Raw genomic sequence first — 12789 nt, 5'->3', positions numbered from 1 at the left:
TATATATATTAAAAATAATCACGATGATTTTACGAATTCAACAAAAATATGCTCAATATTTATTAGTTTGTTATTTGGTCTATTTCTCCTTGCGTTGTCTCCCAATCTTCCATTAACGTTACCAAAAGGTCCTTTTTTGCTTGATAAGAATCAAAAAAATTGGGTTTTTCGATAGTTTTATCATAATTGATAGCTAATTCTAAATCAATTTCTTTTATTTCTTTTTCAAGCTTATTGATTTTGGCCTCTACATTACTCAATTTATTGTTGAGTGATTTTAATTTCTTTTGATCTTGATAGGATTGTTTTGCAGTCTCTTTTGTGCTTGATACTTCTTTTTGTTGCTTGTCTTTCTTTTCTATATCCCTAAGGTCATCAACCCTGCGTTGCTCTAAATAAAAATCTATATCCCCTAGATATTCTTTGATTTGTTTATTCTTGAATTCGTAAACGGTATTACTTAATCCCTGAAGAAAATCCCTATCATGCGAAACGAGTATAAGCGTACCTTCAAAACTTTTTAAGGCTTCTTTTAATACATTTTTAGATTTAATATCCAAATGATTGGTAGGTTCATCCATCACCAACACATTAAAAGGTTCTAGCAACATTTTACACAATGCTAATCTATTACGCTCACCTCCTGATAACACTTTTACTTTTTTATCTACTTCATCTCCTCTAAATAAAAAAGAACCTAACATATCCCGAACTTTGCTACGATTTTTCTCATTAGCAGCATTGATCATGGTTTCATGAACAGTTATATCACCATCCAAATATTCGGATTGATTTTGAGCAAAATATCCGATTTGAACATTATGACCGAGTTTTAGATTTCCTTCATGTGATATTTCATCAATAACAATTTTGGCTAATGTAGTTTTACCTTGACCATTTTGACCAACAAATGCTATTTTAGACCCGCGTTCTACCAAAAGATTAATATCCTTCAGAATCTCTTTTTCGCCATATGATTTACCTACATCATCTGCCTCAATTACCACTTTTCCTGGTTGTATACTTATAGGAAAGCTAACATTCATAACTGCATTATCATCTTCATCTACTTCAATACGCTCTATTTTATCTAATTTTTTAATCAATGATTGCGCCATCGAAGCTTTAGAAGCCTTTGCTCTAAACTTTTCAATCAGTTTTTCGGTTTGTTCAATTTGTTTGGATTGATTTTTTTGAGTTGCTAATTGTTGTTCTCGCATTTCCTTACGAAGCACCAAATACTTAGAGTAATAGGTATTGTAATCATAAATACGCCCCAGAGAAATCTCAATGGTACGATTAGTAACGTTATCGAGGAACATTTTATCGTGAGATACTATTATTACTACCCCCGAGTAGCTCTTTAAGAAGTTCTCTAACCATATTATAGATTCTATATCTAAGTGGTTAGTAGGCTCATCTAGTAATAATATATCATTGTTTTGCAATAACAGCTTAGCCAATTCAATACGCATTCGCCATCCCCCAGAAAAGGTATCGGTTAATCTACCAAAATCTTCTCTTACAAACCCTAAACCTTGCAACACACGTTCTGTATCTCCTTCATAATTATACCCGCCAATGATTTCGAAATGTTGTGTAAGGTCACTAAGTTCTGTAATCAGCTCATTATAAGAATCACTCTCATAATCTGTACGTTCTGCCAATTGCGCGTTAATTTTATCAATCTGGCGTTCTGCCTTTTTAATTTCGACAAAAGCCTCGTACGCCTCTTCTAATACTGTTCTACCTTGAACAAAATCAATGTCTTGTTTTAAAAAGCCAATTTTCACCTCTTTATCCATAGCAATTTGCCCGGTATCGGGTTCTTGCTCTTTGGATAAAATCTTTAGCATTGTGGATTTTCCTGCTCCATTTTTTCCTATCAACCCTACACGGTCCCCAGCACTTAATCTGAAGCTGATTTCTTCAAAAAGGTACTCTCCTCCAAATGATATTGATAAGTTGTGTATGTTTAACATGAGCTTTTGAATATTTTCTGCAAAGATGCTTAATTTTGTGTTACCATAAAAGCAGCATATGAACTTCTTAAAAGGAACTAAGATTTACAGTATTATGACAGGCAGTTGTCCGGTTTGTCAACAAGAAAGCATGTACCAAGTATCTAACCCCTATAAACTGAATGAAACACTAAAAATGCATGAACGATGCAGTCATTGCGAGACCAAATATAAAATAGAACCTTCTTTTTTTTATGGCGCCATGTATGTAAGCTATCCAGTAGGCATTATCTTTGCGGTTTCGGCTTTTTTAATTGGTTATTTTCTTCTTAAACTTAATTTAGTTGCCACTTTTTTATTAATTGCAGCGACTATGATTATCTCATTACCGATAATTTTAAGGCTATCCAGAAATATTTGGATCAACTTTTTTATGCATTATAACAAAGAAAAAAAGTTGTCGTAGCGTTTGATATCGATTTCTTTATCTAAAGCAGTATCGTTTTCAATCGCATCGTATAAGTTCTCGGCAACAGTAGGCCCTATTAGTATACCTCTGCTTCCTAAGCCATTTAAAACATGTAGCTTTTTATGTTTTGGATGAGTCCCCACCAAAGGTCTTCGATCTCTAACTGTCGGCCTAATCCCTGCTACATGGTCTATAATTTCATATGGTACCTTGAGAAAACGTTCTAATTTGCGTAATAATTCTTCTTTTGCTTCTAAAGTAACCCCTGAAGTAGTGTCTTGATTGTTATATGTAGCACCAATTTTGTATCGATTATTACCAAGAGGTATAATAAATATTGAAGATTTTACGGCTTCATTTAATTGTAACTTAGGAGATGATATCACCAAATACTCGCCTTTATTACCAACCAATGGCAAATATTTAAAGAAAGGGTTGTTTTGCACTCCAAAACCTTCAGAAAATAATATGTTTTTCGCTTCTTGACCCTTATACGAAACAAAATTATCTGTTATAATTAATTGTTCATGATCAAAGGATTCGTTTACCAAACAATCTTTTTTATCAAGATAGTTTAAGTAGCACGAAAGCATGTTTTTTATATCTATTCTACCTGTATGATGTACTCTCCCATAATGGAAAGGAATATCCAGTCCCTCATTACTATTATACATTAGCTCCTGATCCAGAAAATCTTCTAAAATAGGTTTGGTACAAGCCTCAAACCAAGCGTTTTGCTCTTCTACAGAATTAAATCTTCGTAAAACAGGAAGCTCCAACACCAATTGTTCATTAAGTTTAGTTTGAACATTTTTATAAAAAGGTATCGCTTTTTGAAGTTGTTTTTTGGCGTTCCATGCAGCGGTAAAACGCTTTAATATTACTGGATTATATAACCCGCCTGCCACTCTAGAGGATTTTTGAGAAGAATCTTCAAAAACCAAGAATGACTTATCATTTTTTTCTAATTGTTCTATAAAAGACAAACCAGATAACCCAAAACCGACAACAATATAATCTAACATGATGTAAAAATATAAAAACGCCCAACTAGGTTGGGCGTTTTTTGTATAAGTTATTTTATATAATAGAACTTAGTAGCTCCACATATCCATTTCGAAATTTCGAATACTTTCTTTAATTCGTTCACTTTCTAGAAGTTGCATTAAGGCGTTATCCACGATATAATCTTTAATCTCACGGTCACCTTGTTCATTATCTTCTTTATAAATAATCGAGTTAAATCGCCTAGCATTTAAAATATGATCTAAAGTAAAAGGCATGGAGGTATTTCTTCTATTGAAAGCAAGCGCATTATGAAGAATTTCTCTTACATCAGGATACCATACCCAAAATAATGCAACCATATCAGGCTCATCATCATCGATAAAGTTTACATCCGGAGCTACAGGTGCTAACCCAAGCAATCTGTATCTCAATTCTCCTTGGCGTTTATCAAAATACCAATATCCTCTTATTTTATACTCGGCAATATCTGCAGAATTAATATCTCTTCTATTAATATATTGAGGATCTACTGTTTCACCTGCATTATACTGCTCATACCCTAAATCTGTAGTGTCTATCTTAGACATTGTAGACTGAAGGTCTTCGAAAGTACGCGTTTCAGTAAAATATGAATCTGAATAAATACTTTTTACTTTTCCGTTTTTGATATTAGAAACTAATACATCATATAAAGAACGACGATTAGCACCTATATTAAAAGTATCAATAGGGTAATACAAAGGAAAATTAATTCTCTCATCAAGATCAATAGTTTCCCAAGTTGTTTTAGCCCATAATACATCTCGTTTATCAACATAACCATATTCTAACGGGTGATCGTTATCATACAATATTTGTTCTGCAGTTTTCTTTCCGATATCATCGGGCTGCTCGGCATTTAATATATTATTGGTTTGACCTAGCGCAACTGCCGAGATCAATACACCAAAAACGGTTAATATAAAATTTTTCAAATTCATAACTAATACGTTTATTTTAGTTCGTTAACTCAACAATAACCGGAGATATCTTTTTCAATTTATATCCAGCATTTGTAGTTAACTGTGCTTTTATATCTATAATCTGTATAGAAGAACCTCTTTTTGCTTTACGTAATGCAGATTTAGCCTTAGAATCAAGTCTTTTTCCTCGTACGCTTACAGTAGGTTGTCCTTCTACTTTAAACTTAAATGCTGTTACATTAAGTTTGATATCGAAATCAAAATCTGGTAAGATAGCTCCAATAGAAGAAATATTTAATGCATTTCTTGCCATTTTTATTGCACCATCTTCTCCACGAACAGTTCCTACTGGTCTTGGAATATCCTTAATTCTAAATTTCTTACTATCACTTACTGAAGTACCATTAGCAAGTTTACCACTTACTTTAATGCTCACTTCACGTGCTCTTACAGTTGTAACATTCATCATGTATTTACCAGCACCACCAGTTTTTCTTAAACCAGGAGCCGTAGCATTTACATTTGGCACACCAGGAATAGAAATCGTCATTGGGTTGTTTACCCCACGATATACCACATTCATTTTATCTGCAGAAATTACAGCAGAGTTTGGTCTCGGAATTACAGTATAAGAACTCTTAATAGGAATTTTTACTATAGAGTCACCCTCTTTAAATTCAAGCTCACCTGCTACATCTCTTTCTCCAACATTTCCTGCAGGGAAATCTAACATAATTTGACCATTTTGAACTTCTGTCTGCTCCTTACCATTAACCATTACTTTGGTTGGTTTAAGTGTAGCATCAAAACGTCCTAGAACGATTCTACCTTTAAATTTCTCTCCACTAAAGAATGCTGTTTTATCAGCTACAACAATTGCCTCATAGTTACTAAACGAAAGTTCTGATGCTTGTTGACCTGCTAATAAAGCAGAAAGCACTTTACTTTCAGTAGTTTTAACATCTGCTTGCATTTGAGTAAGCTTCGTTAAAGTAGCAACTAAAGGAAATCCTTCAAAATTGTAATTCAACCACTTTTTGTTTACACCAGCTCTGTCTTTAACATCACTAGTAGAAAAAGTTTTAATAACATCATCTGCAACCGAAGGATCCACTTCTTTCACCTCTTTAATTGCAGCAGATACACCATCTCTATATTTTGAAACATTATCCAAAAATTCTTGTGCTCCCGGAGTAACTTTACCTCCTGCAAAAAACTTTTGATCTAAAGTTAGAGACTTATCCATTGTTTCATAATCAGTTGGATCGCTTAAGTCTTGAGTTATTTCGGCTTTAACCTTGTCTAAATATGCATTAAACTCATTAGAAAGCGTACTAATTTGATCTGCTTTCTCTTTAAGCGGTGTATATTTCTCAGGTTGTTCTGTTACTTTTTCAGCCAGACCAGCCATAAATGAATTATTACGTTCTGTAGAGATTGTATTAGATTCGGTAAGTTTTTCGTTCATCAAACCGAAAGCTGATAATACCTCTTTTGACATATTTAATGCCATCATCGCGATGAAAACCAAGTACATTAGGTTAATCATCTTCTGCCTTGGGGATAGTTTTCCTCCTGCCATATTCTTCTTAGATTTTGGTAGTTATTATATAATTATTTAATTACTAAAATGTTAACTTCTATTCATTGCAGTTAACATACCACCATATACTCCATTAAGTGAAGAAAGGTTACCAGCAAGACTTTCCATTTGATCTTTAAGTTTTGCAGCATTGTCTGCGATAGCTTGATTAGCTTCAGCTTGTTTAGCAGAAGATTCTAACTGTACTTTATATAAGCTATTTAAAGATTCTAGGTGAGAAGCTGCATGAGCCATCTCCTCGCTATATTTCTTAGTTCCCTGGATTGCATCTACTGTAGGAGAGATATTTTTAGCAGCTCCTTCAAAATTACGAATACTTTCGCCTAAGCTGTTCATTAAATTAGTATCTACTCTAGCTTCTTTAAGCATATCATCTAATTTCTTAGATAACAATCCTTCTGGAGTTTCTTTTTCTTTTTTATCTTTTTTGTTACCTCCTGCTAGTTCAGGATATACAAGAGACCAATCTACTTCGTCATCCACAGGTTCGAATGCAGAAACAGTAAATACAAATGCTTCTGTGATCAAACCAATAATAAGCATTTGATTACCAAATGGCCAGTGCATAATTTTAAATAGTGCACCTAAGATTACAACGGCCGCTCCTAGACCGTATACCATGTTCATTAACTTTTTGCTTGCTTTTGAATTTGCCATAATAAATTTGTTTTGTTTTTTAAATCTAAATTTTTAAAAAAAGGGTTAGTAATTAAGTTGATAGAAAATTTTGGGACTTATTTTTGATTCACGGTATTATCTTCTCCAGTCACGTCAGTACCCATATAGTCCTGAACGGTTCTAAATCCGATATAACTTCTCGCGGAATCAGCATACTCGTAATCTCTGGTGCTTACTTGTAGGAAATAAGCAACATCTTTCCAGGATCCTCCACGTACTACTTTACGCTTATTATCGTCGTCATTAACGTTAGGGTTCATTGACGACACGTATTCGTAAGCTGCTGGATCATAGGATGACTGCACCCACTCTGAAACATTACCTGCCATGTTATATAAATTATAATCATTTGGCTCAAATGTTTTGGCTTCGACAGTATATAAGAAGTTATCTGCTGCGTAGTTTCCTCTAAGAGGCTTGAAATTTGCAAGGAAACAACCTCTATCATTTAGGGCGTAAGGTCCTCCCCATGGATAGGTTGCCGATTCTAGACCTCCTCTTGCGGCGTACTCCCATTCGGCCTCAGTTGGTAATCTAAAATAGTTTACAAATTCTTTACTTTTTTTCTTTTGAAAGGTATTTTTCTCAATAGTTCTCCATCTACAGAAGGCTTTAGCTTGTTCCCAAGAAACACCTACTACAGGGTAATCATCATATGCACTATGCCAGAAGTAATCGTTGTGCATCGGCTCATTATATGAATAGTTAAAATCCTTGATCCACACAGTGGTATCTGGATAAACTTGTATAACTTCTTCTTTTACAAAATCTTTTCTTCCACCTTTTCTAGCTCTTGCTGCTGCCTGAATATCCATCCAAGTAAATCTAAACTCAAATTTACTTACATCTAATGTACGTCTACCATTATAGGATTCTTCTAGGGGAATATACATGGTATCCATAACCTCTGCATAAAACTCGTCTGGATAATCATCAATATCCCATTCGATATCGATATCCTTATTAAGTCTTCTACCTTCGTAGCCAGTTTCTCCTGTACCACTATAGTTATCGTACATGTATTTTTCGTAAACAGACATATCTTCGGTATCAGCATCTAGAAATGCGTACTCACCAATGCCATCGTCACCAGGAGCTTTACCTAATTCATCAGCCATAATCGCAAATCTCATTCTAAGAACGGAATCGCGGACCCAATGAACAAACTGTCTATATTCACTATTAGTGATTTCCGTCTCATCCATGTAAAAAGAACGAACGGTAACCATCTTGGTGGGTGCGTTTGCTAACGCTGCTTTGTCATCATCCGACTTACCCATAATGAAGGATCCTCCGGGGATGAGGGCCATTCCATACGGCTTTTGCGGGTGCCATTTTTTTCCTTGTGCTCCTATTAGCTCTCCTCGGTTTCCTCCACCACAACTATAGAGCATTGCTAAAATAGCAAAGAGTGATACAAATTTCTTCATAACGTGTTTTAGGTTAAGATCTTCTAGATTTAAGGACGTAAACCTATTTATTTATTTCCAGAAAAACAATTTTTTTCTAAAAAAAACCTTAAATCTGCCTAATAAAAATGTTAAACTTCGTTTTTTCGTTTTGCCTTATACCATCTTTCAGGTATTTCTTGATTACAAGCTCGCTCATAATCGTTGTACGTGCAAGGTAATAACGTGTGTCTTTTCAATTTATTATTACCAGATGAAATAAAAGGTATTTCTATCCACCATCTTCCGGTTTTAGCACTCTTGTAGAAAGACAATATTTCGTCTTCAATAGGAACGCTATAATGTAGTGTACTTTTCTGATTTTTGACATCCAGTTCTTCGGACCTGTAGTTAACTCCTTCGATAAAATACCAAATAATTTGGCTTATCAATAATGAAGCAGTTTCTTCATTTTTAAAATTCTTAAACTCATAGATCCCAAAACTTTTGACCTTATCACTTATCCCAGCATATCTTGATATCGCACATATTTCTCTCCCATCAAAACCATTAGGTGAAGCCACGGCTCCGTGCATGCTATTCGAATTCATAACTCCAATGTCTATTGTAACAATATCTGCATCACGCATAATAGGTTCGACAATAGTTACATCAGAAATTACCTCACCCAAGCGATACGCATCAAAATATAGTTTCTCGATAAGATCTATTTCTTCCTGAGCATTAAAATAGGTTTGATATCCTATATTACTATAATTAAAAAGATTATACGGTTGCTCTACAATAATCTTACCTACAAATGAAGTGTTGGTAATTGGCTGAGAAGAATTTCCTAGATCAAATCTACTATCTACATTAGCCATATTAACCATACGTTCTAAAATATCAAAAGATCTGTATTGGGCATATACCACATCCTGACTGCCCCCTAAAATAATAGGGATTATATTTTTTTGCAAAAGTGTAGATAAAACTTCTTGAACCAAATAATATGTATCACTAACTTCATTACCTGGTGTTACATCACCAAGATCTACAATAGACGTATCCCAATTACCTGGATATAATTCATATAAAGATCTTCGAATGGAATCAAAATTCAACTGCTCACCCAAAAAATCTACATCATTTCTATTTTCCTGAACTCCAAGAATAGCAATATCAACTTTTTCAAGATTAGGCACACCATTATCCACAGTGTGAATTTTTATTTTTTTTCCTAAAGAATGATCTGAAAGCAATTTGGTATGTGCTGCTACTAAATCACTAACTGGAGCAAGAAATTCGAAAGACATGTATTATTTCTTTTTGGTAGTAGTTTTCTTTTTGGTAGTAGTTTTCTTTTTAGCTGTTTTTTTCTTCGGAGCATTTTTTTCGATAAGGTCTTTCACTTTATCCAAAGTCAATTTTGAAGCATCTACAGTTTTCGGTAATTCTATTTTGACTTTACCTTTAATAATATTACTTCTTCCCCATCTTGCTTTTTCTACACGAATCCCTTCTTCTTCCCAGTTATGAATCACCTTATCAATTTCTTTTTGCTTTTTTTCTTCGATAAGGTTTACGATATCTTCATCAGACAAATTATCAAAATCGTATTTTTTATTTACGTTGATAAACATTCCGTTCCATTTAATAAATGGACCAAATCTACCTTTACCTTTTTGAACTGGAAGATTTTCATATGTATATATAGGAGCATCTGCTTTTTCCTTTTCATCAATAAGTTCCTTAGCTCTATCCAAAGATATATTTAATGGATCTTCTCCTTTTGCCAGGGAAACAAACTTCTCACCATAACGAACATAAGGACCAAACCTACCATTATTAACCACAAGGGTTTCTCCTTTGTAATCACCTAATTCTTTGGGCAACTGAAAGAGATCCATTGCTTCTTCAAAGGTTATCCCACTTAATGTTTGCCCAGGAGGCAGACTTGCAAATCTTGGTTTATCTTCATCGTCTACAGTACCTATTTGTACCATCGGTCCAAATTTACCTAATCGCACGCTCACTACTTTTCCTGTAGCAGGATCCTCTCCTAGGATTCGTTCACCAACTTCGCGATCGGCATTTTGTGCCACATCTTCTACTCTAGGATGAAATTCTTGATAAAACTCCCTCATCACATTTGTCCAATCTTCCTGACCTTCTGCAATTTCATCAAAATCCTGTTCTACTTTGGCTGTAAAATTGTAATCTAAAATTGAAGAAAAATGATTTACCAAAAAGTCATTAACCACCATCCCAACATCTGTAGGGATCAGTTTTCCTTTATCACTACCTACCTTCTCAGACAGTTTTTTCTCATCTAATGCATCTCCAGAAAGAGTAAGCTGTATATAATTTCTAATCTCTCCTTCTTTTGCTCCTTTTTCTACATAATTTCTATTCTGAATTGTAGAAATGGTTGGAGCATATGTAGAAGGTCTTCCGATACCTAACTCTTCGAGCTTCTTAACCAACGAAGCTTCTGTATATCTACTTGGTGGCCTTGTAAACCTCTCGGTTGCCGAGATATAACTATTATACAATGATTCTTGTACCTTCATAGCAGGAAGAATTCCTTCTTGCTCCTCATCTTCATCATCGCTACCTTCTAGGTATACTTTTAAGAACCCTTCGAACTTAATCACTTCTCCACTAGCAGTAAATTGTTCTTTATGCGTATTAGCCTCAATTTTTACATTAGTTCTCTCTAAGCGTGCATCACTCATTTGTGATGCGATAGCTCTTTTCCAGATCAACTCATACAATCGTTGCTGATCATAATCCACATCAACACTATGCCTAGAAAAATCAGTAGGTCTTATAGCCTCGTGAGCTTCTTGTGCTCCTTTTGCTTTTCCTTTATATTGCCTAGGATTACTATACTCATCACCATAAGCAGAAACAATTTCAGCTTTTGCTCCTTTTTGAGCTTCAGCCGATAGATTCACACTATCCGTTCTCATGTATGTGATTAACCCAGCTTCGTATAATCGCTGAGCCATTGTCATAGTCTTACTTACTGAAAAATATAGCTTTCTTGAAGCTTCTTGTTGCAACGTAGACGTTGTAAATGGAGGCGCTGGAGATTTCTTAGCAGGTTTTGTACTAAGGTCTGCAACTTTAAAAGATGCGCCAATATTATTTTTTAAGAATGAATGTGCTTCTTCTTTGGTTTTAAAATTTTTAGGAAGCTTAGCTTTAAATGACTTACCTGCTTGGTTAGAAAATTCTGCATCGATTCTATAAGAAGCCTCAGGCTTAAATCCTAATATATCCCGTTCTCTCTCAACGATCAAACGTACAGATACCGACTGCACTCTTCCAGCAGATAAACCACCCTTTACTTTACGCCATAATACTGGCGATAATTCATATCCCACTAAACGATCCAAAACACGCCTAGCTTGTTGTGCATTCACTAAATTATAGTCAATACTTCTAGGGTTTTCTATTGCTTTAAGAATTGCATTTTTTGTAATCTCATGAAATACAATACGACGCGTTCTTTCTTTATCTAATTTAAGCGTTTCTGCAAGATGCCAAGCAATAGCTTCTCCTTCTCGATCCTCATCACTAGCTAACCAAACCATCTCTGCTTTCTTAGAGAGATCTTTTAGTTTTTTAACTACATCTTTTTTGTCTTTAGAAACAATATATTTGGGTGTAAAATCGCCATCTACATCCACTCCAAGTTCTTTTGCAGGTAAATCTGCAATATGTCCAAAACTAGAAGTTACAGTATAATCTTTTCCAAGAAACTTCTCTATCGTTTTGGCCTTGGCAGGCGACTCGACAATCACTAAATTCTTAGCCATAATCCTATAATTTGTGTCCACAAAAGTATATCAAAAAAATGATATCAAGATTCTTTATCAAAAAATTAGTTCAAAAAAAAACCTGCCGACTGGCAGGTTTTAAAATTTTTACTTTATAAATAAAGTATTTTCTTTTTCAGGTTGACCATCTTCAAAGCCAATGGTCTCCTTATACATATAGTATGAGACTATGTATGAAAAAAACATAGTCGCAATAACACCAATATAACACCCTAACACGCCTAATGAAGAGAATATTGCAGAAACGAATATTAATCCAAAAAAGATTAACCAGTATTTATTCCCTAGTTTAAAGGCTGCTTTAATGATATCCCCTACGCTCATTTCTTGATTAAAAATAAAAATAGGAATAACTAACTGAAATGGAACCATTACATAAAAGAGCGGGAAATAACATAATAGCATAGCCAATATCCCTATCCCCATTGTAGCTAAAGAAAGAATAACTATTTTTCCAAAATGATTTTTTGCAATAGTAAAGTATCCCCCTATATCATCTGTAGTGTTTAAATCCTCATTTTTTAATGCTTTAAAGAAATGTCCGTAAACAGAGATATTTAAAACCTGCATAATAAAAGACATAACAAATACTACCAAAACCCAAATTGCAATCATTATAAAAGAATAATCTTCAAAAAACGTTGGTTGATAATATGGATCGCCAGAATACTCAATCATCTCTATATATGTTGGCAGAATAGGTATGTATACAATTAATACAAAAGGAATTGCAATTGCCAAGCTTATTAAACCATGGATTAAGCCAATAGAAAAGGCCTTTTTATACAACTCAAAACTTTTAGATAGTATATCTCCAAAATCAGGTTTTTTAGAATTTTCAATCTTATTAAAAATAGGATGTTCCATTATTG

At 34.2% G+C, this 12789-nt stretch carries 10 protein-coding genes; 1 reads left to right on the top strand and 9 read right to left on the bottom strand.

The window, feature by feature from the left end:
* Nucleotides 1-62: 62 nt before the first annotated feature.
* A complete protein-coding gene (locus DK508_RS20015; RefSeq protein ID WP_109302550.1) occupies nucleotides 63-1982 on the bottom strand; it encodes an ATP-binding cassette domain-containing protein in 1920 nt (639 codons plus the stop codon).
* A 58-nt stretch (nucleotides 1983-2040) separates the two neighbouring features.
* On the opposite strand from DK508_RS20015, the gene DK508_RS20010 reads away from it, so the two are divergent.
* Nucleotides 2041-2427, top strand: coding sequence for a DUF983 domain-containing protein (locus DK508_RS20010; protein WP_109302549.1), 387 nt, complete (start codon nucleotides 2041-2043; stop codon nucleotides 2425-2427).
* Here the strand turns inward: DK508_RS20010 and DK508_RS20005 are convergent.
* The 8 genes from DK508_RS20005 to DK508_RS19970 all read right to left on the bottom strand — a co-directional run bounded on the left by DK508_RS20005 (nucleotide 2400) and on the right by DK508_RS19970 (nucleotide 12784).
* Nucleotides 2400-3455 carry an FAD-binding oxidoreductase gene (locus tag DK508_RS20005; protein ID WP_109302548.1) on the bottom strand — a complete coding sequence of 352 codons (1056 nt, stop codon included), beginning with the start codon at nucleotides 3453-3455 and terminating at the stop codon, nucleotides 2400-2402. The two genes, DK508_RS20010 and DK508_RS20005, sit on opposite strands and share 28 nt — an antisense overlap.
* Before the next feature lie 69 nt (nucleotides 3456-3524).
* On the bottom strand, nucleotides 3525-4418 hold the full coding sequence (gene gldN, locus DK508_RS20000; RefSeq protein WP_109302547.1) for a gliding motility protein GldN: 894 nt from the start codon (nucleotides 4416-4418) through the stop codon (nucleotides 3525-3527).
* 16 nt (nucleotides 4419-4434) lie between these two features.
* Nucleotides 4435-5982 (bottom strand): gliding motility protein GldM, encoded by a 1548-nt coding sequence (gene gldM / locus DK508_RS19995; protein WP_109302546.1) that lies wholly within the window; start codon nucleotides 5980-5982, stop codon nucleotides 4435-4437.
* Between the two features lie 51 nt (nucleotides 5983-6033).
* A complete protein-coding gene (gene gldL / locus DK508_RS19990) occupies nucleotides 6034-6660 on the bottom strand; it encodes a gliding motility protein GldL (RefSeq protein WP_109302545.1) in 627 nt (208 codons plus the stop codon).
* Nucleotides 6661-6737: 77 nt separating this feature from the next.
* Nucleotides 6738-8111 carry a gliding motility lipoprotein GldK gene (gene gldK / locus DK508_RS19985; protein WP_109302544.1) on the bottom strand — a complete coding sequence of 458 codons (1374 nt, stop codon included), beginning with the start codon at nucleotides 8109-8111 and terminating at the stop codon, nucleotides 6738-6740.
* Nucleotides 8112-8221: 110 nt separating this feature from the next.
* Complete coding sequence (locus DK508_RS19980) at nucleotides 8222-9385, bottom strand: formimidoylglutamase (protein WP_109302543.1); 1164 nt, start codon at nucleotides 9383-9385, stop codon at nucleotides 8222-8224.
* A 3-nt stretch (nucleotides 9386-9388) separates the two neighbouring features.
* Complete coding sequence (gene topA, locus DK508_RS19975) at nucleotides 9389-11896, bottom strand: type I DNA topoisomerase (RefSeq protein WP_109302542.1); 2508 nt, start codon at nucleotides 11894-11896, stop codon at nucleotides 9389-9391.
* A gap of 108 nt (nucleotides 11897-12004) precedes the next feature.
* The gene (locus DK508_RS19970; RefSeq protein WP_109302541.1) at nucleotides 12005-12784 is read right to left on the bottom strand and encodes a hypothetical protein; all 780 of its coding nucleotides are present in this window, start codon (nucleotides 12782-12784) and stop codon (nucleotides 12005-12007) included.
* Nucleotides 12785-12789 lie beyond the last annotated feature (5 nt).

Origin of the sequence: Aquimarina sp. AU474 (assembly GCF_900312815.1) — a bacterium.
Classification (GTDB): domain Bacteria; phylum Bacteroidota; class Bacteroidia; order Flavobacteriales; family Flavobacteriaceae; genus Aquimarina.
Note: the sequence above shows the minus strand (reverse complement) of the source record. Positions and strands in the feature narration are given on the sequence as shown.